This is a genomic window from Actinomadura kijaniata (assembly GCF_014138665.1).
In the GTDB taxonomy this organism is placed as follows: Bacteria; Actinomycetota; Actinomycetes; order Streptosporangiales; family Streptosporangiaceae; genus Spirillospora; species Spirillospora kijaniata.
The window spans coordinates 642,874-662,200 of record NZ_JACJIA010000003.1; the positions used below are offsets into that span (position 1 = coordinate 642,874).

Annotated in this window: 16 protein-coding genes; 13 read left to right on the top strand and 3 right to left on the bottom strand. The window is 74.8% G+C overall.

The annotated features are described in order from the left end of the window. The first annotated feature begins 1 nt into the window (after window position 1). Genes HNR61_RS15190 through HNR61_RS15200 form a run of 3 tightly spaced genes read left to right on the top strand, consistent with a single transcriptional unit; the run spans window position 2 to window position 4,430 of the window. Window positions 2–1,714: an N-acyl-D-amino-acid deacylase family protein gene (locus tag HNR61_RS15190; RefSeq protein WP_182843760.1), complete on the top strand. Its 1,713-nt coding sequence runs from the start codon at window positions 2–4 to the stop codon at window positions 1,712–1,714. Next, the gene (locus tag HNR61_RS15195) at window positions 1,711–2,874 is read left to right on the top strand and encodes a cytochrome P450 (protein ID WP_182843761.1); all 1,164 of its coding nucleotides are present in this window, start codon (window positions 1,711–1,713) and stop codon (window positions 2,872–2,874) included. The genes HNR61_RS15190 and HNR61_RS15195 overlap by 4 nt, the downstream gene beginning before the upstream one ends. 26 nt (window positions 2,875–2,900) lie before the next feature. Beyond that, on the top strand, window positions 2,901–4,430 hold the full coding sequence (locus tag HNR61_RS15200; RefSeq protein WP_182843762.1) for an AMP-binding protein: 1,530 nt from the start codon (window positions 2,901–2,903) through the stop codon (window positions 4,428–4,430). 163 nt (window positions 4,431–4,593) lie between these two features. Here the strand turns inward: HNR61_RS15200 and HNR61_RS15205 are convergent, their stop codons facing one another. Then, window positions 4,594–5,070, bottom strand: a complete 477-nt coding sequence (locus HNR61_RS15205) for a hypothetical protein (RefSeq protein ID WP_182843763.1) — start codon at window positions 5,068–5,070, stop codon at window positions 4,594–4,596. 369 nt (window positions 5,071–5,439) lie between these two features. On the opposite strand from HNR61_RS15205, the gene HNR61_RS15210 reads away from it, so the two are divergent. The 10 genes from HNR61_RS15210 to HNR61_RS15255 all read left to right on the top strand — a co-directional run bounded on the left by HNR61_RS15210 (window position 5,440) and on the right by HNR61_RS15255 (window position 16,095). Beyond that, the gene (locus tag HNR61_RS15210) at window positions 5,440–6,114 is read left to right on the top strand and encodes a response regulator (RefSeq protein ID WP_182843764.1); all 675 of its coding nucleotides are present in this window, start codon (window positions 5,440–5,442) and stop codon (window positions 6,112–6,114) included. Window positions 6,115–6,274: 160 nt separating this feature from the next. Beyond that, complete coding sequence (locus HNR61_RS15215; protein WP_182843765.1) at window positions 6,275–7,444, top strand: polysaccharide biosynthesis protein; 1,170 nt, start codon at window positions 6,275–6,277, stop codon at window positions 7,442–7,444. Window positions 7,445–8,286: 842 nt separating this feature from the next. Further along, a complete protein-coding gene (locus HNR61_RS49910) occupies window positions 8,287–9,054 on the top strand; it encodes a sensor histidine kinase (protein WP_182843766.1) in 768 nt (255 codons plus the stop codon). Beyond that, window positions 9,051–9,719 carry a response regulator transcription factor gene (locus HNR61_RS15225; RefSeq protein WP_182843767.1) on the top strand — a complete coding sequence of 223 codons (669 nt, stop codon included), beginning with the start codon at window positions 9,051–9,053 and terminating at the stop codon, window positions 9,717–9,719. Before HNR61_RS49910 ends, HNR61_RS15225 begins: the two co-directional genes overlap by 4 nt. Beyond that, entirely contained in the window at window positions 9,716–10,630 is a 915-nt protein-coding gene (locus HNR61_RS15230) for a cytochrome P450 (RefSeq protein WP_182843768.1), read from the top strand. The genes HNR61_RS15225 and HNR61_RS15230 overlap by 4 nt, the downstream gene beginning before the upstream one ends. Before the next feature lie 271 nt (window positions 10,631–10,901). After that, on the top strand, window positions 10,902–12,059 hold the full coding sequence (locus tag HNR61_RS15235) for an alpha/beta hydrolase (RefSeq protein WP_182843769.1): 1,158 nt from the start codon (window positions 10,902–10,904) through the stop codon (window positions 12,057–12,059). A 1-nt stretch (window position 12,060) separates the two neighbouring features. Next, on the top strand, window positions 12,061–13,311 hold the full coding sequence (locus HNR61_RS15240) for an alpha/beta hydrolase (RefSeq protein WP_182843770.1): 1,251 nt from the start codon (window positions 12,061–12,063) through the stop codon (window positions 13,309–13,311). Window positions 13,312–13,395: 84 nt separating this feature from the next. Beyond that, the gene (locus HNR61_RS49915) at window positions 13,396–14,730 is read left to right on the top strand and encodes a sensor histidine kinase (protein WP_182843771.1); all 1,335 of its coding nucleotides are present in this window, start codon (window positions 13,396–13,398) and stop codon (window positions 14,728–14,730) included. Beyond that, entirely contained in the window at window positions 14,727–15,392 is a 666-nt protein-coding gene (locus tag HNR61_RS15250) for a response regulator (RefSeq protein ID WP_067813638.1), read from the top strand. The genes HNR61_RS49915 and HNR61_RS15250 overlap by 4 nt, the downstream gene beginning before the upstream one ends. Before the next feature lie 97 nt (window positions 15,393–15,489). Further along, complete coding sequence (locus tag HNR61_RS15255; protein ID WP_312897914.1) at window positions 15,490–16,095, top strand: response regulator; 606 nt, start codon at window positions 15,490–15,492, stop codon at window positions 16,093–16,095. A gap of 38 nt (window positions 16,096–16,133) precedes the next feature. On the opposite strand, the gene HNR61_RS15260 is transcribed toward HNR61_RS15255, so the two are convergent. Next, window positions 16,134–17,465 carry a serine/threonine-protein kinase gene (locus HNR61_RS15260; RefSeq protein WP_182843773.1) on the bottom strand — a complete coding sequence of 444 codons (1,332 nt, stop codon included), beginning with the start codon at window positions 17,463–17,465 and terminating at the stop codon, window positions 16,134–16,136. Between the two features lie 114 nt (window positions 17,466–17,579). Further along, entirely contained in the window at window positions 17,580–19,283 is a 1,704-nt protein-coding gene (locus tag HNR61_RS15265; RefSeq protein ID WP_182843774.1) for a serine/threonine-protein kinase, read from the bottom strand. Window positions 19,284–19,327 lie beyond the last annotated feature (44 nt).

A 19,327-nucleotide genomic window follows, 5' to 3' on the forward strand; every position in this document is an offset into this window, starting at 1 on the left:
CATGGACGACCTGGTCTTCAGGGGCGCGCGGGTCGTGGACGGGACCGGCGCGGCCCCGTACACCGCCGACGTCGCCGTCACGGACGGAAAGATCACCGAGGTGGGGACGGCCGGCGCGGCCCGGCGGGTGATCGACGCCGACGGGGCGCTGCTCACGCCCGGCTTCGTGGACATCCACACGCACTACGACGGCCAGGCCACCTGGGACCCGGTGCTGGCCCCGTCGGCCTGGCACGGCGTGACGACCGCCGTCATGGGCAACTGCGGGGTCGGGTTCGCGCCCGCCGCGCCCGACCGGCACGACTGGCTGATCGGGCTGATGGAGGGCGTGGAGGACATCCCCGGCAGCGCGCTGTCGGAGGGCATCTCCTGGGAGTGGGAGACCTTCCCCGAGTTCCTGGACGCGCTGGACCGCCGCTCCTACGCCATGGACCTGGGGACGCAGGTCCCGCACGGCGCGGTCCGCGCCTACGTCATGGGCGGGCGCGGCGCGCGCAACGAGCCCGCCACGCCCGGGGACATCGCCGCGATGAAGGCGATCGTCAAGCAGGGCGTCGCGGCCGGGGCCCTGGGGTTCTCCACCTCGCGGACGCTGACGCACAAGGCGATCGACGGCGAGTACGTGCCGGGCACGTTCGCGGCCGAGGACGAGCTGTTCGGGATCGGGGAGGCGCTGGCCGAGCTGGGGCGCGGCGTGTACGAGCTGGCCCCGGCGGGCGCGGCGGGCGAGGACGTCAACGCGCCGCGCGGCGAGATCGCGTGGATGCGGCGGCTGTCGCGGGCGACCGGGCGGCCGGTGTCGTTCGCGCTGTTGCAGATCGACGCGGTGCCGGACCTGTGGCGGGAGCTGCTGGAGCTGTCGGTCGACGCCGACGCGCGGCTGTTCCCGCAGGTGGCGTCGCGGCCGTTCGGGATGCTGATCTCGCTGGAGTCGCTGCACGCGTTCGGGGACCGGCCGTCCTACCGGGAGATCGCGCTCCTGCCCCGGGAGGAGCGGGTCCGGCGGATGCGCGATCCCGGGGTCAGGGCCCGCATCCTCGCCGAGCCGCCCGCCGAGGAGGACGTCCTGTCGGCGATGGTGCGGGGGTTCCCCGACCGCCTCTACCCCCTCGCCGAACGGAACTGCGACTACGAGCCCGAGCCCGGAACGTCGGTGGCGGCCCGCGCGCGGGCCGCCGGACGCGACCCCATGGAGCTGCTGTACGACCTGCTGCTGGAGGACGACGGCCGCAACATGCTGATGATGCCGCTCCTCAACTACGCCGACGGCAGCCTCGACCCGCAGCGCGAGATGCTCACCCACCCGCGCGCCGTCCTCGGGCTCGGCGACGGCGGGGCGCACTGCGGGTTCATCTGCGACGCGTCGCTGCCCACGACGATGCTGGCGCACTGGGCGCGGGACCGGTGGCGCGGCGAGAAGCTGCCGCTGGAGCACGTCGTGCGGATGATGACGCGCGACACCGCCCGCCTGTACGGCCTCACCGACCGGGGTGTGATCGCGCCCGGCATGAAGGCCGACCTCAACCTCGTCGACTTCGACAACGTCGCCCTGCACCGCCCCGAGATGGCCCACGACCTGCCCGCCGGGGGGCGCCGCCTGTTGCAGCGCGCCGACGGGTACCTCGGGACGTTCGTGTCGGGCGTGCAGACGTTCGCCGACGGAGAGCACACCGGGGAACTGCCCGGATCGCTGGTGCGCGGAGGAGCCGCATGAGAATCGACCTGCTCGACGGCGACATGTACGCCACCGACCCCTGGTCGGTCTACCGGTGGATGCGCGCCGAGTCCCCCGTCCACCACGACGCCGACAACGGCCTGTGGGGCATCGCCAAGCACGCCGACGTCTTCGCGATCGAACGCGACGCGAAGGTCTGGCGCAACTCCGGCGGCTACCGCCCGCAGATCCCGTCCGACCCGTCGATGATCGGCATGGACGGCCCCGAGCACGCGCACCGCCGCCGGATGGTCTACCAGCGGTTCACGCCGCGCGGGGTGGCGCGCTACGAGAGGAGGATCCGGGACACCGCGGTCGAGTGCGTCGAGGCGGCGCTGGAGGCGGGCACGGTCGACGCGGTGCCCGCGCTGGCCGCCCCGCTGCCCGCCCGGGTGATCGGCTGGCTGCTGGGCTTCCCCGACGAGGCGTGGGAACGCCTGGTGCACTGGTCGGCGACGGCGGTCGTGGCGGGCGGCGGGCGGCGCTACATCACCGACGAGGCCACGATCGCGGTCGGCGAGTTCGCGGGCGCGGTGCTGGAGATGGCCAAGGAGCGCCGCGCGTGCCCGGCCGACGACCTGCTGTCGGTCTGGTCGAACGCGGGCCCCGGCGACCCGCCCTACGACGACGAGCACTTCGCCCACGAGGCTCTGCTGCTGCTGGTCGGCGGTGCCGAGACGACCCGGACGGTCATCGCCACCGCCCTCGACGCGCTCATCCGCCACCCCGACCAGTGGCGGCTGCTGCGCGACGACCCCTCGCTGATCCCGGGCGCGGTGGAGGAGTTCGTGCGCTGGACGACGCCGATCCTCAACATGTGCCGCACCCCCGTCCGCGACGTGGAGGTGCGCGGCGTCACGATCCCGGCGGGCGGGCAGGTGCTGCTGATGTACGGGTCGGCCAACCGCGACGAGGAGGTCTTCGCCGACCCCGACGCGTTCGACGTGCGGCGCCCGCCCGGCGACCACATCGCGTTCGGGCTCGGCCCGCACTTCTGCCTGGGCGCCTCCCTGGCCCGGCTGGAGCTACGGATCTTCTTCGAGGAGTTCGTGGCCCGCGTCGCCACCGCCGAGCACGCCGACGACACCGGCCCGCGCATCCTGCCCAACGCGTTCGTGCGCGGCGTGACCTCGTTCCCCGTCGCCCTGACGCGCCGCTGAGCCGCGTTCCCCCGAGGAGACCCCGTATGCGGTCGTTCAACCTGGCGGACCTGTTCGAGACCGTCGCCGACGCGTGCCCGGACCGCACGGCGCTGGTGGCGGCGGGCGGCCCCGCGGCGCGGCTCACCTACGCCGGGCTGGACGCCCGCGCCAACCGCGCCGCCCACCACCTGGCGGCGGCGGGCGTGGGCCCCGGCGACCGCGTGGGCGTGCTGTCCCGCAACCGCGCCGAGTGGCTGGAGACGATGATCGCCTGCTTCAAGCTGCGGGCGGCCCCGGTCAACGTCAACCACCGCTACGTCGCCGACGAGCTGGCGTACCTGCTCGGCGACGCCGGATGCGTGGCGCTGGTGGCGGAGGGGGACCTGCTCCCCGCCGTCCGGCGGGACCGGCTGCCGGACCTGAGGCACGTGGTGGCGATCGACGGCGACTACGAGGAGGCGCTGGCGGCGGCCTCCCCCGAACGCGACTTCGGGCCGCGCTCGTCCGACGACCCGTACCTGCTCTACACCGGCGGCACCACGGGCCTGCCGAAGGGCGTGCTGTGGCGGTGCGAGGACGTCTTCGTCGCGGCGATGGGCGGCGGGAACTTCGGCGGCGACCCCGTGCGGGACCCGGAGGAGCTGGCGGCCTGCGCCGGCCGGGAGCCGCTGCGGATGCAGGTGCACGCGCCGCTGATGCACGGCGGCGGCCAGTGGAGCACATGGATCACGTTCCTGACGGGCGGCACGGTGGTGCTGTGGACGGGCCGCGCCTTCGACGCCGCCGCCGCGCTCCGCCTGGCCGAACGCGAGCGGTCGCAGATCCTCATGCTGGTCGGCGACGGCATGGCACGGCCGGTGGCCGACGAGCTGGCGACCGGCGGCTACCCGAAGCTGGCGGTGTTCGCGTTCGGGTCGGGCGGCGCGCCCCTGTCGCCCGCCGTGCGGGAACGCCTCCTGGCGGCGGTCCCGGGCGCCTACGTCTCCGACAACCTGGGCGGGTCCGAGACCGGCGCGATGGGCGCGGCCGAGCCGTCGGGCCGGTTCCGGCTGGGCCCCGAGTTCGCGGTGCTGGACGACGGCCTGCGGCCCGTTCCCCCCGGCGGGGAGGGGATCGTGGCGCGCGCGGGGCACATCCCGGTGGCGTACTGGAACGACCCGGACAGGACGGCGGCGACGTTCGTGACCGACCCCGACGGCCGCCGCTGGGCGTTGCAGGGCGACCACGCCCGCGTGGCGGAGGACGGCACGGTCACGCTGCTGGGCCGGGGCTCCCTGGTCATCAACACCGGCGGCGAGAAGGTCTTCGCCGAGGAGGTGGAGCAGGTGCTGCGCACCCACCCCGCCGTGGCCGACGCGATCGTCGTCGGCGCCCCCGACGAGCGCCTCGGCCGGCGGGTGACGGCGGTGGTCGCCACCGCCTCCGGTACGCCGCCGCCGGAGGCGGAGCTGTCCGCGCACTGCCGCCGTCACCTGGCGGGGTACAAGACGCCGCGCGCCTACCGCTTCGTGGCGGAGCTCCGCCGGACCCCGGTCGGCAAGCCCGACTACGCGTGGGCCCGCACCCTGGTGTGAGGCGCTGCGAGGCTTGAACGGTCCTCCCGGGTACTGGAGGATCGTTCAAGCCCGTGCGGGCGGGTCCGCGTCCGAGGGCGCGCGGGCCCCGGGACGCGGGTCAACGCCCGCCCGGACGCCTCAGGTCCCTCGGGCGACCGCGCCGCGGCACGACGCGTCGGGGTCAGCCGAGGATCTCCGGCGGGGCCGGTTCGCTCCGCCCCTCCCGGCACAGCCGCGCCAGGCCCCCGCCGCCCTCGACGAGGACGCCGCCCTGCCGGACGACGTCGTAGCCGGACGCCGCCGCGCCGTCCATCGTGGTCCGCCCCTCGTGCGGGGAGAGGAAGAGCACCAGGCGCGCGCCCTGCTCCGGCGTTCCGGCGTCGAGCGTGGGCCAGACCGCGGTGGGGCGCCCGAGCGCGGGGCCCCTGACCGTCCCGGTGCCCTCCACCAGCCAGCCCTCGGTCTCGGTCGTGCCGTCGGCGAGCGCGGCGACCTTGCGGAAGGTCACCTTCGCGACGGTGGCGGCCCCGGCGGAGACCTCGGCGACCTCGGCGGCCCTGGGAACCGGGCAGTCGGAGCTCTCCGCGCCCGAGCACCCGGCGGACGCCAGGACGGCCAGCAGCGCCCCGGCGACGGGGAGGCGGACGCGGTTCTTCAAGGTCGTCCTCAGATTCGCAGCGCCCGGTAGGGGCCGTCGAGGGGCTCGTTGCGCGTGCCGGTGCTGTGGTACCCGGCCCCGGGAGCTGCGGCCGGTGACCATCATCGTATGGTCGGGCCCCTTGGGGCGGCCATAGTCGTTGATGCCGACCGACGTCGGCGCGGCGTCCGGCGTCCGGACGTCCGCGATCACCCAGCCCCGGCCGGTCCGGGCGAAGGTGAACCGGTGGCGCGACCGGTAGGAGTGGTCGGGGGCGGGGAATCGATCATGTGGGGTCATCGCAGCGTCGCCGGGCTCTCCCCGTTCGGGGCGGCGACGTACAGCGTTTGCGGGATCCGTTCCGTGGTCGGGGCGGGCATGGTCGGAGGCATGCATCAGCCCACCCGCGTCCTCATCGTGGACGACCACGCGCTGTTCGCCGAGGCCCTGGCGGCGCGGCTGGCGCGCGAGCCCGACCTGGTCGTCCTGCCGGTGGCCGCCGACGGCCGCCGCGCGCTGGCCCTGGCCGCCACCGAACGCCCGCACGTCGTCGTCCTCGACGTCGCGCTGGGCGCCGAGAACGGGCTGGACGTGCTGGACCGGCTGCGGGAGCGGCACCCCGACGTGCGGGTGGTGATGCTCACCGCGATGAGCGACCTCGGCACGATGGTGCAGGCGGTCCGGCGCGGCGCGGTCGGGTGGCTGTCGAAGACCGAGAGCGCCGACCGGGTCGCGCGGGTCATCCGCGGCTCCGCGCGGCAGGGCGGGTGGATCCCGCCGGAGGTGCTCGGCGAGGTGCTGCGGCGGCTGCTGGCCGACGCCCCGGCGGGCGGCGGGCCCTCGCCGCTGGACCAGCTCACCGCGCGGGAGCGCGAGGTCCTCCAGTGCATGGTGGACGGCCTCAACCGCAACGAGATCGCCGACCGGCTCGGGCTGTCGGCCAACACCGTCCGCACCCACACCCAGAACCTGCTGGCCAAGCTCGACATGCACTCGGCGCTGGAGGCGATCACCCTGGCCATGCGCGCGGGGATGCGGCCCTCGTCCCGGGACCGCCCGCGCTGATCGCCGGACGGCGGGCCGGGGCTCCCGCCAATGACGTAGCGGGGGTTCGTCCGAACGGGTGATTCGATCACCAGGCGGGGTTCCTACGCTCGGCCCTGACGAGGCCGGAGGGGAAGACCGTGGAGAACGTGTTCAGGGCGCCTTGGGCGCGGGGGTGAGCGTGCCCCGGTTCCTCCGCCGCCGCTCCCGCCGGGCCGCCGGTCCCGCCGACGAGGCGAGCCCGCTGGTGCGGCTGCTGGGGCGGGACGAGGTCGTGGCGGGGCAGCGCGGGCGGCGGCTGGTGCGCGGCCGGCGCGTGCTGGTCACCGGGGCGTGCGGGACGGTCGGGTCGGCCCTGTGCCACCAGGTGAAGCGGCTCGAACCGGCCGCGCTGTGGCTGGTCGACGTGGACGGCGAGCGGCTGCGGCGGCTCGGCCACGAGATGACCGGGCGGCTGGAGCGGACGCGGGTGCACGCGGCCGAGGCCGACGTGCGCGACCGCGACCGGATCGCCGAGGTGGTCGGGCGGGCCCGGCCCGACCTGGTGTTCCACACCGCCGGGCCCAACGAGCTGGCCGCGGTGGAGCGCGACCCGTGCCGGGGCGTGGCCGCCAACGTCGCGGGCGCCCGCCACGTCCTCGACAGCGCCGTCCGCGCCGACGTGGAGCGGCTGGTGCTGGTGTCGTCGGACAAGGCGGCCGAGCCGACGTCGGTGTACGGCGCGACGATGCGGCTGTGCGAGATGCTGCTGGCCGGCGCGGCCGGGGGCCGGACGCGGTTCGCGGCGGTGCGGGTCGGCAACGTGCTGGGCCCGGCGGGGCCGCTGCTGACGCTGCTGGCGCGCCGCATCGCCGCCGGGGAGGCCGTCACGATCACCCACCCGGAGGTGGCGCGGCACTTCATGACGGCGGCCGAGGCGGCGGGGCTGCTGCTGGAGGCGGCGGCGATGGCCGAGCGGGCCGAGACGTTCGCGCTGGACGTCGGCGGCCCGGTGCCGGTGGTGGAGCTGGTGCACCGGTACGCCGAGCAGCTCCGGCTGCCGGAGGTGACGATCCGGTTCAGCGGGCTGGGGCCCGGCGAGAAGCTGGCGGAGAAGGCGTTCTCCGACTCCGAGCCGCTGATCCGCACCGCCCATCCCAGGATCTGGGCGACCCGGCCCGCCACGCCCCCGGCGGGGCTGCCGCGCCTGCTGGACGCGCTGGAGGCCGCCGCCGAGGCCGGGGATCCCGACCGGGTGCGGCTGCTGTTGCGGCGGCTGCTGCCCGAGTACCGGCCGGTGCGCCGCCCGCCGCCGGTGGAGACGCGGCGGGTGTGCGACACCTGCCGGGGCCCCGAGCTCCCGGCCCTGTGACCGGGCCGCGCTAGGGCTGCTTGGCGGGGTCGGCGACCGGGCCGTCCGGCATGGGCAGTTCCAGCGACCCCAGTTCGAGTGCGGCGACTTCCATCACGGCCACCACCAGGATGAACGCGAGACCCAACAGAACGAGCTTGCCCCGTTTCACGCAGAACCCCTCTAAATCCCCGATAAGCAGGGAGAACATAGCACGAACCGGCCTACTCGGACGCATCGGGCCACCCCCCGGGGGCGGCGCGGCACGGGGGGCGCACGGCGAGCGGCCCATGATCCGTAATTGCGGGAGGAATTTCTTTCCGGACACATTCCCATTACTTCAAGGAACCGGACTTCCCTCGCGAACGTTGCGGTATCGGGGCCTGGTGGATCAATGCGGCCTTCCGTCCGCCGAGTGGGCGCCCGGCCCGCCGGACGGCGGTGAACGATCTAGAACGGACGGCCCGCGCGCCGAATGATCGCCACAATGATCGGCTCCGGCGACCGCAACCCTCTCCGCACCGCGCTTTCGCCGGTCCCGTGAGCAGGCATAACACGGCGGGATGGTGCAGTTTCGAGCCGACCGGAAAAGGGGATCGAACAGCCGTATCGCCGCAATGGGGAGGGCCGCCACACCGGAAGCGGGAAAGAAATGTCCTCCACAAGAGGGGCAATCTTCACTTGGACGTCTGGATAATGGAAGTGGTTTACTGACAATTCGCCATGTCCACTTCCGGTCACAAGACGGTCGGTTGCGGTCAATTGACTGGACATCACCGGCGACGCGGGGTGACGGTCGAGTCGGTGCTGGTATTACGGACGGGGGTCCTTCCATGAACCACGGGCAGTCTCGGTCGTCACCGGTGGACACGCCCGATCCTCTGGCCGCGCTGTTCGACGGAGAGCGACACGGCGGCGCACCCGTCGCGGACCCGGAGTCGGGGGACCCGGGGCTGTGGCGGCGGCGGCTGCGCCACGACATCCGCCACGAGCTCGGCACGATCATCATGCTGGCCTCGGCCGTCGCGGTCGCCGACGACATCGGCGAGACCAGCCGCGCGCGCGTCGAGCAGCTGCTCGGCGAGACCCGCTGGCTGGACCACCTCATCCGGCGGCTCGACGAGGACGACGACGCGGCCGCCGAGCCGCCGCGCCACCCCGAGCGCATCCGCGTGGACGAGCTGGTCGCGGAGGTCGTCACCGGGGCCCGGCTGGCCACGCCGCACCGGGTGGGCCTGGCGGTGGACGGGCCGGCGGGCCGGGCGTGGGCGCACATGGACGCGGTCGCGCTGTGGCGGGCGCTGCGCAACGTGTTGGACAACGCCTGCCGCGTCGCCGAGGGCCGGGTGGACGTGCGGGTCGCGGTCGAGCACGGCTGGGTCGTGATCCAGGTCGACGACGACGGCCCCGGCTTCGGCCGCCGGGCCCCGGGCGGGCTGGCCTCGCTCGGCCTGGGCATCGTGCACGACCTGGTCTCCGGCTACGGCGGCAGCCTGGAGATCCGCACCGGCGAGATGGGCGGCGCGCGGGTCCGGCTGCTGCTGCCCGCCGCGCCGCCGCCCGACGGTGACCCGGTCGCCGGTGACCCGGGCGCAGGGGATCCGGGCGACGATTGGCGGCCGCATCCATGAGGGTCGCCGCATCCATGCGGGTCGTCGTCTGCGACGACCACGCGGTGTTCGCCGACTCGCTGTCGCTGGTGCTCGCCGACGCCGGGCACGCCGTCGTGGGGGTCGCCTACTCCCCCGAGGGCGCGCTGCCGGCGCTGCGCGAGCACCGGCCCGACGTGTGCCTGATCGACCTGCACTTCCCGTCCGGCACGGCGCTGGACTGGATGCCGCGGCTGCGCGCCGCCGCGCCGGGCACCGCGTTCGTGGTGCTGACCGCGTTCCTGGAGGAGCCGGTGGTGAAGGCGGGGCTGGCGGCGGGCGTGCGGGGCTTCGCGCACAAGGGGCAGCAGGCCGGGGACGTCCTCGACGTGCTGGACCGGGTGGCGGCGGGCGAGGTGGTCGCCGACCGCGCCGCGCCCCCTCCCCCGCCCGTCCGGCCGCGCAGCCAGGCGCAGAAGGTCGCGCAGTTCCTCACCCCCCGCGAACGCGAGGTGCTGACCCGGCTGGCGCGCGGCGAGTCCACCCAGGCGCTGGCCAAGGCGATGGGCGTGACCCGCAGCACGGCGCGCAGCCACGTGCAGAGCGTGCTGAGCAAGCTCGGCGTCCACTCGCAGCGCGAGGCGGTGATCGAGGCCGCCCGGCACGGCCTGGTCAGCGTCGAGACCGGCGAGTGGCTGGCGGGATGACGCGGCGGCGGCACGGCGCCTCGCCGGTCTCCGACGCCGAGGCGCTGTGCTCCCCCGACACCTACGCGCGGGGCGTGCCCCACGGGCGGCTGGAGCGGCTGCGCGAGCGCATCCCGGTGGTGTGGCTGGCCGAGGGGTCGTGGGCGGTGCTGCGGTACGCCGACGTCCGCCGCGCGCTGAGCCACCCCGAGCTGTTCGCGCCCGAGATCGCCGAGCCGCCGCACGGCCCGACCGCCCTGGAGGAGCGCGGACGCGCCGCCCACCCGGCCCCCACCGGCCCCGCGGACCCGGTCGACGCCCCGATCGACATGGACCCCCCGGCGGCGGCGCTGGTGGACCGGCTGGTCCAGGCGGGCGAGGAGGGTGTGGACTTCGTCACACAGGTCGCGCCGGACCTGCCCGAGACGGTCCGCAACACCCTGGCGGGCGGGCTGTGCGCGCTGGTCCGCCACCCCCGGGAGCTGGCGCTGCTGAGGGAGCGGTCCGGCGGGGACCCGGCGGCGTTCGCGGCCCTGCTCGACAGCGCCGTCGAGGAGGTGATGCGGTGGTGGACGCCCGTCCTGCGGGTTCCCCGCACGGTGCGTCGCGCCACGTCGCTGGGTGGGGTGCCGCTGCTGCCTGGCGAGCGGGCGTCGCTGTGGCTCGCCTCCGCCAACCACGACGCGACGGCGTTCCCCGACCCGGAGCGGTTCGCCGCCGACCGGTTCCTGCGCGGCGCCCCGGCGCACCTGGGGTTCGGCCACGGCGCGCGCGCCTGCCTGGGGCGGCGGCTGGCGCGGGTGCACCTGCACGCGTTCCTCACCGAGATCGTCTTTCGTCCGGGACGTCCCGGATTCGCCGGTGAGCCGCTACCCTTGCGGTCGAGTGCCCGCCACGGCTTCGAACGGCTGCCGGTCCGCTGGACCGGGTGACGGCGGCAGGCGTCGCAGACGCATCACTTTCCCGTGACATCACGGCGATCCCGGATGGGTGGAGCACACCCCCGCGCACTGAATTGACGCGCTGGCACCGCACTATCACGCACAGTGCCGACGCGCCATGACGACGCACGCGATGGCACTCCCCCATTACGATCTTTTTTCACTTTCTGAACGCCACCTGGAACTCGGCTGGACGTTCGCTGAGTTAGTCATTGCGCCCGGCCGACTCGGGGGCGGGGCCCGGGACTGAGGAGACGCTGTTGTGGGACTGACGAGCTGGAGCCTGCTCGGGCTGCTCGCCCTGCTCACGTTCGGCTGCATGGCCGCGACGGTGTGGGGGTGGTCGCGGCTCGCCAAGCCCGGCCCCGTGCGCGCTGCGGCGCGCCTCGGCGTGCTGGTCGGCACGCAGGTCGTGGTCCTGCTGACGCTGCTGACGGGGGTCAACAAGCACTACCTGTTCTACGACTCCTGGCAGGGCCTGATGGGCGCGGCGGGCGGCGACGCCCGGCAGAAGCAGCAGACCGGACGGCACCACGCGGTCGCCGCCGGCAACCTCCGCGACGGGCGCGTGGCCGCCTCCCGCGCCGACCTCAAGCCGCGCACCGACCTCAACCCGGCCAAGGGCAAGCCCGAGAAGGTCGGCCGGGTCGACTACATGACGATCCAGGGCGTGCGCACCGGCATCGAGTCCGAGGCGTACGTGTACCTGCCGCCGCAGTACTTCCAGCCCGGGTACGCCCAGAAGCGCCTTCCGGTCGCGCTCTACATCGCCGGGTACCCGGCGGCCAACCGGCTGACCTGGATCCAGAACGGCCACATCCCCGAGGAGGTCCTCAACCTCGGCAAGGCCGGCAAGGTCAAGCCGATGATCCACGTGATGATGCGGCCGACCGTGCACGAGGGCTGGGACACCGAGTGCGCCGACGTCCCGGGCGGGCCGAAGGTGGAGACGTTCTTCGCCCAGGACGTGCCCGAGGCGGTCATGGGCGCCTACCGGACCGCGCGCGACCGCCAGGGCTGGGGCGTGGCGGGCTACTCGGCGGGCGGGTACTGCGCCGTCAAGCTGGCGATGCTGCACTCCGACCGGTTCGTCGCCGGGGCCACCCTGGGCGGGCACTTCCGCGCGATCCTCGACACCACCACCCGCCAGCTCTACGACCGCAGCAAGGAGCTGCGCCAGCGCAACAACCTGATCTGGCGGCTGGAGAACCTGCCGCAGCCCCCGGTCTCGATCATGGTCGGGTCGGCGCTGGTCGGCGAGAAGACCTACAAGGACGCGCAGAAGTTCATGGCCGCCGCGCGGCCCCCGCTGCGGGTCGACAAGGTGCTGCTGCCCACCGGCGGCCACAACTTCAAGACCTTCCGCAAGTACATCCCGCCCACGCTGGAGTGGATGAGCGACCACCTGAAGGGGGAATGACGTGGAACCGACCCAGTGGGGTTTCCTGCTCCCCGTGATCCTGGTCGCGGTCGCGGCGCTGACCGCCACGGTCGTGCTGTGGCCGAGGTTCGGCCGGGGCGGCGTCCGCGCCGTCGCGGCCCGCTCCGGGCTGGTGCTGGCCTCCCAGGGGCTGCTGACCGCCGCGATCGTGCTGGTCGCCAACAAGTACTTCGTGTTCTACCCGACCTGGGACGACCTGCTCGGCGGGGACGGGGGCCGCGTCCAGGTCAACTCCGTGCAGAGCGACCAGGGACGGGAGGCGCGGCCCGACGCCCTGGTCCACCGCACCACCACCGACCTGGCGCCCCGGCGGCGCGGCCACGACCCCTCGCCCGCCAAGGACGGCCAGGTCGACCGGCTCCAGATCAAGGGCGCGCGGTCCGGGCTGGACGCCGAGGCGTACGTCTACCTCCCCCCGGAGTACTTCCGGGCCGAGTACAAGGACAAGCGGCTGCCCGTCGTGCTGCTGCTGTCGGGCGGGGCGTCGGACGGCAAACAGGACTGGATCAAGCAGGCGAAGCTGCCCGAGCAGGCCGCCAGGGCCGTCGCCGACGGCCACGCCCGGCCGACGATCTACGTGATGACCCGCTCCCACCGGGCGCTGACGCAGACCACCGAGCCGCCCGCCGGGGCCGGCGCGGACAAGGGCCTGCGCAAGCACCCCACGACCGTCGCGGCGGCCGGCGGCCACCCCCCGTCCTGCTTCGACGTGCCCGGCCACGGCTTCGGGCAGGCCGAGACGTTCTACACCCAGGACCTGACGGTCGCGGTCGCCGACACCTACCGCACGCCCGTGACGCGCCGGGGCTGGGCGGTCGCCGGGTTCGGGACCAGCGGCCAGTGCGCGGCCCGGTACGCGATGCTGCACTCGGACGCGTTCGTGGCGGGCGTCAGCCTCAACGGCACCTTCGACCTGCCGGGCGGCCCGGTGGCGCCCCGGCCCGGCGGCCCCAGGGCCGACCTGTACGGCGGCAGCCGCACCTACCGGCAGGACAACGACCTGCTGTGGCGGCTGGCGAACCTGCCGCAGCCGCCGGTGTCGCTGCTGCTGGGCGCCGGGGACGACAGCGGCCGGCCGCTGGAGCAGGCCGGCCGGTTCGCCGGGCTGGCCAAGGAGCCGCTGCGCGCCGAGAAGCTCGCCGTCCCGGGACCGGGCGGCTCGCTGAAGGACTGGCGCGGCACGATGCCGAAGCTCGTGACCTGGCTGAACGCCCACCTCGCCGCCGAGTGACCACCGGCGTACGCCCGGCGGCGTAGCCGGGTCACTCCGTACGGGTGACGTGCGCGGGCACGGCCGGGGGTTACCGTCCGTGGTGTGAGCACTTCTCCTTACGGTCCCGGAGCGGCGGCGCGGCTGCCGCTGCCGTCGGCGTGGCCGGTGTGGGCGGTCCCCGCGTTCGTCGCGCTCGTCCAGGTGATGGGGTCGTTCGGGGCCCAGAGCGGGCCCTCGCACGGCGGCGGGCCGCCCTGGGCGGAGCGGCCGGCCGGGCCGGACCCGTTCCCGCACAGCGCCGACCTGGACGCGCTGGGGGTGGGGCTGCTGCTGGCCGGGCCCGCGCTGCTGCTGCTGCGCCGGCGGCGCCCGGTGGCCGTCCTGGTCGGCGTCGGCGCGGTCACCGTGCTGTACCTGCTGCGCGCCTACACCTACGGGCCGGTCTTCCTGTCCCTGGTGGTGGCGATGTCCGCGGCGGTGACGGCCGGGCACCGGCTGGTGGCGTGGGCGGGGACGTTCCTGGGGTCGGGCGCGTACCTGGCGCTGACCTCGGTGATCGGCGTCGCTCCCGAGCGGCGGGGCCGGACCGGCGAGCTGTTCCCGGTGGAGCGGCCCGACCTCGGCATGGCCGCGTACGCGGGCGGCTGGGCGCTGGCGGTGCTGGTGTCGGCCGAGCTGGTCCGGATGCGGCGGCAGCGGGCCGCCGCCGCGGCGCGCGTCCGCGCCGAGGAGCAGCGCCGCCAGGCCAGCGAGGAGCGCCTGCGCATGGCCCGCGAGCTGCACGACGTGCTCGGCCACAACATCTCCATGATCAACGTCCGGGCCGGGGTGGCGCTGCACCTGCTGGACGACGACCCGGCGCAGGCCCGCGAGGCCCTGGCCGCGATCAAGGAGGCGTCCAAGGAGGCGCTGACCGAGATGCGGTCGATGATCGGGGCGCTGCGCGCGCCGGACGAGGACGGCCGCGCCGCGCCCCGGTCGCCGACCGCCGGGCTGGACCGCCTCGACGACCTGCTGGACCGGGCCCGCGCGGCCGGGCTGCGCGTCGAGGCCGAGGTCGCCGGGGAGCGGCGCCCGCTGCCCGCCGGGGCGGACCTGGCCGCGTTCCGGATCGTGCAGGAGTCGCTGACCAACGTCGCCCGGCACGCGGGCCCCGGGCCGGTGACGGCGCGGGTCCGCATCGCCTACGGTGAGCACGAGGTCCACGTCCGGGTCGACGACGACGGGCGCGGGGCCTCCCCGCCGGACGAGCGCCCGGCGGGCGAGCACGGGTCCGGCGGGCACGCGTCCGACGGGCACGGCGGCAGCGGGCTGCGCGGGATGCGGGAGCGGGCGGTCGCGCTGGGCGGGACGTTCGAGGCCGGTCCCCGCGCGGGCGGCGGCTTCCGGGTGCGGGCCGTGCTGCCCACCGACCGACGCGCCGAGGAGGCGAAATGATCAAGGTGCTGCTCGCCGACGACCAGGGCCTGGTCCGCGCCGGGTTCCGGGCGCTGCTGGACGCCCAGCCCGACATCGAGGTGGTCGGCGAGGCCGACGACGGGGAGCAGGCCGTCGAGCAGGCCCGGCGGCTGCGGCCCGACGTGATCCTGATGGACATCCGGATGCCCGGCCTGGACGGGCTGGCCGCCACCCGGCGGATCGCCTCCGACGAGCGGCTGGGCGGCATCCGCATCGTCATCCTCACCACCTTCGAGCTGGACGAGTACGTCTTCGAGGCGCTGCGCGGCGGGGCCAGCGGGTTCCTGGTCAAGGACACCGAGCCGGTCGAGCTGATCCACGCGGTGCGGGCGGTGGCGGCCGGGGACGCGCTGCTGTCGCCGAGCGTGACCCGCCGCCTGATCGCCGAGTTCGCGGCCAAGGCCCGCGAGCCGATCGTGTCGCCGCGGCTGAACTCCCTCACCGACCGCGAGCGCGAGGTGATGACGCTGGTCGGGGCCGGGCTGTCCAACGAGGAGATCGCGCGGCGCCTGGTCGTCTCCCCCGCCACCGCCAAGACCCATGTCAGCCGCACCATGATCAAACTGGGCGCGCGGGACCGGGCGCAGCTGGTGGTGTTCGCCTACGAGTCCGGACTGGTGAAACCGGGCTGGCTTCCCTGAATCCTCGCGCCGTGTGCGGATTCGCTGTCATCGGTCGGACAGGCGTGACAGTCTGGACAGCGCACGCCGTGGTGGCCGCCGAGGCGAAGGAGATGTGGTGCCGAACACCACGCGGGTCCTGGCCGTGGACGACCGCGCCGAGAACCTGGTCGCGCTGGCGGCCGTACTGGACGCGCTGCCCGTCGAGGTGGTCACGGCGACCTCCGGGCACGACGCGCTGCGCGAGCTGCTCAACGACGACTTCGCGCTGATCCTGCTGGACGTGGTGATGCCGGGGATGGACGGCTTCGAGTGCGCCCAGCACATCAAGAGCCGTCCCCGCACCCGCGACATCCCGATCATCTTCCTGACGGCGGCGGGCGAGGCGGGCGCGGAGGCGTTCCGCGGCTACGCGGCCGGGGCGGTGGACTACCTGACCAAGCCGTTCGACCCGTGGCTGCTGCGCGCCAAGGTGTCGGTCTTCGTCGAACTGCACCACCGCAACCTGCGGCTGCGGGAGCAGGCGACGATGCTGCGGCGGTCGCTGGCCGAGCACTCGGGGGTGGGCTGCGAGCCGTTGCGGCGGCTGCGCCAGCACGTCACGGCGGTGGAGGACGACGTCGAGCGGCTCCAGGTCGAGGGCGAGGGCACGAGCGAGGCGTTCGCCCAGCTCGTCAAGCACGTCGACGAGCTGCGGCTGGCCGTGGACGCGCTGGGCGACTGACCGCTCCCGCACCCCGGCCCCCCGGGGCGACCGTCAGGTCACAGCTGCGTGCGCAGCAGGAACGCGCCGATCAGCACGGCCAGCACCACCACGACCACCGCGGCCGTGACGATGACCGTGGTCTTGCGGCGCTCGCGGTCGGCGTCGGCCGGCGGGGACGGCGGCTGCTGCCACTGGTGCTGGTAGGAGGGCTGCTGCTCCCACGGCTCGGGTGTGCGCGGGCCCGGCCCGGCCGACCACTGCGACTCCAGCACGGTCCGCGCCTCGGGATCGACGCCGGGGGCGCCCTGGCCGGCCGGCCAGTTGCCGTTGGAGCGGTGCTCGGTGGAGCGGCGCTCGGCGGGCCGGTTCTCCCCGGAGCGGCGGTTCGGCGTGCTCTCCGGGTCGCGGCGCGTGTACGGCGCGATCTCGGTGGCGTCCAGGATCGTCTCGGCCGCGATGTCGGGACGGCGCCGCCCCGACGGCTCGTCCAGCATCGTCTCGTCGAGGACGGTCTCGTCGGCCGAGGTCAGCGCCTCGGCGCGGGCGTCGGCCACCGTCGGCGGCACGACCGGCGCGGGCATCGTCGCCACCCGCGTCAGCAGCGGCTCGGCCTGCGCGGCGGTCATCCGGTGCACCGGCTCGCGCGCCAGCAGCCCCTCCAGCACGCGGGCGAGCGGGCCGGCGTTGCGCGGCGGCGGCACCGGCTCGACCAGCGCCGCCTGCAACGACGACATCGCGTCGCTGCGCTCGTAGGGGGAGCGCCCCTCCAGCGCCGCGTACAGGGTCGCGCCGAGCGCCCACAGGTCGGAGGCGGGGACGGCGCGCTGGCCCTGGGCGCGTTCCGGCGGGATGTAGGCGGGCGACCCCATGACCAGGCCGGTCTGGGTGAGGGTCGCGTCGCCCTCCATCTGCGCGATGCCGAAGTCGGTGAGCACGACCCGGCCGGAGTCGGTGATCAGGACGTTGGAGGGCTTGACGTCGCGGTGCAGGATGCCCTTCTCGTGGGCGTGCCGCAGCGCCCCGAGCATCTGCAGGCCGATCTCGGCCACCCGCCGGTGCGCCAGCGGGCCCTCCTCCAGCAGGTCCTGGAGGGAGCGGGCGCGGACCAGCTCCATCACGATCCAGGGGCTGCCGTCCTCCTCGACGACGTCGTGGACGGTCACGACGCCGGGGTGGTTCAGCCGCGCCGACGCGCGGGCCTCCCGGAAGGTGCGCTCGATGAGCACGTCACGCTCGGAGTCGGTGAGTCCCGGCGGCAGCACGACCTCCTTGACCGCGACCTCGCGGTCGAGCATGAGGTCGTGGGCGCGCCACACCGTGCCCATCCCGCCCCGGCCCACCACGGCGTCGAGCCGGTAGCGGGCGGCCAACAGCCGACCCTCTCCCATGTCTGAATGGTCCCCCGTCACCCGCGATGCTGCCTAGAGGAGCACCGCGCGCACGCCTCAGCGACATCTGTCGTATCTGGGACGCGCGAACACACGCCCAGGTTCAAGGACGACTCACACGTGAAAGCCGTCGAGGACATTGTTCACGCTCTCCAGACGTTGGTTCCACTGCGATGCCGGAACCGCGACCATGACCGCGTAGGACTGCCCCTTGATCACCACGCCGCGGTCCTTGGCGCGCAGCCCGTCGCTCCAGACGAACTCCAGGTCGGCGGCCTTGTGACCCTGCACCTTGGTGGAGCGCAGCGTGATCCGGCGGTAGCCGCGCGGCTGCCCCTTGGCCTGGACCTCCCTCTCCCAGTCCACCCAGTGCTGGATCGGGTCGCCGGTCCAGGCGGTGCGGTCGACCATGATGTAGGCGTCGGACCTCGGGTCGAGCCAGTAGACGCGGTCGCCCGAGTCGCGGCGCATCGTCCATCCGGCGGGGACGGGGACGCGGTAGCCGTCCCGCATGCCCGCCCAGCGCATCCCCGGCGGCAGCGTGGGCTTCGTCGCGGTCTTCCGCGGGACGACGGCCTTCTTCTTCCCCGTCTCGGCGGACGCCACGGAGCCCCCCGTCTTGTCCCTGGCTCCGCCGCCGGTCCTGTCACCGGTCCTGTCGCCGCCGTCCGAGGTGAACGTCACCACGACGACCGCCACGATCACGGCGACGGTGAGCACCGCCTCCAGGAGGGTCACCCAGCCGGGCTGCCGGAACCCGCGTCTCCGGACCGGGCCGGTCTCCTGCGGCCACGGGACCGGCTCGGGCGGGACGGGAACGGGCGGGACGGGGACGGGCGGGACGGGGACGGGCGGCGTCCCGGCCGGCCCCGTCCGCACGAGGGTCACGCCGCCCGGGGCGGTGGACGCGCCGGACGCTGTGGCGCCCTGTACGGCGGGCGGCGCGGCCGGGCCGGTGTCGGGGGCGGTGCGGGCGGCCTCGTCCGCCACGATGCGGCTCAGCGTCGCCTCGGCGGCGTCGACGCCCATCCGGCGGGCCGGGTCGCGCTCCAGGAGCGCGGCGAGGACGGGGGCGAGCGGGCCGGCGTTGCGGGGCGGCGGCGGGTCCTGCGTCATCACGGCGGCCAGCATCGCCATCGCGTCGTCGCGGTGGTGCGGGGCGCGCCCCTCGCAGGCGGCGTACAGGGTCGCGCCGAGCGCCCACAGGTCGGAGGCGGGCAGGGCGCGCTCGCCGTTGAGCCGTTCGGGCGACATGTAGGCGGGCGACCCCATGATCATCCCGGCCTGGGTGAGGGTGGCGTCCCCGGCGATCTGCGCGATGCCGAAGTCGGTGAGCACGGCGCGCCCGTCGGGGGTGATCAGGACGTTGGCGGGCTTGACGTCGCGGTGCAGGATGCCGATGGCGTGCGCGGCCCGCAGCGCCCCGGCGACCTGCCGTCCGATCGCCGCGACCCGTCCCGGCGGCAGCGGCCCGTCGGCGTCGACGACCTCCTGGAGCGACCGGGCCTGGACGAGTTCCATGACGATCCAGGGCCGCCCGTCCTCGTCCACGACGTCGTGGACGGTGACGACGCCGGGGTGGTTGAGGCGCGCCGACGCCCGCGCCTCGCGCAGGGTGCGCTCGTGCCGCCGCGCGCGCTCCTCCTCGCCGAGCGAGGGGTGCAGCGCGACCTCCTTGACGGCCACCTCACGGTGCAGCGCCTCGTCCCAGGCCCGCCACACGGTGCCCATGCCGCCGCGCCCGACCACGGACGTCAGCCGGTAGCGCCCGGCCAGCAGCCGGGACTGCCCCTGCGTCTCCTCTACCCCCGCCGACATGAGTCGCGACTCTACCGACCCGACCTAACGAATCCGCATACAAA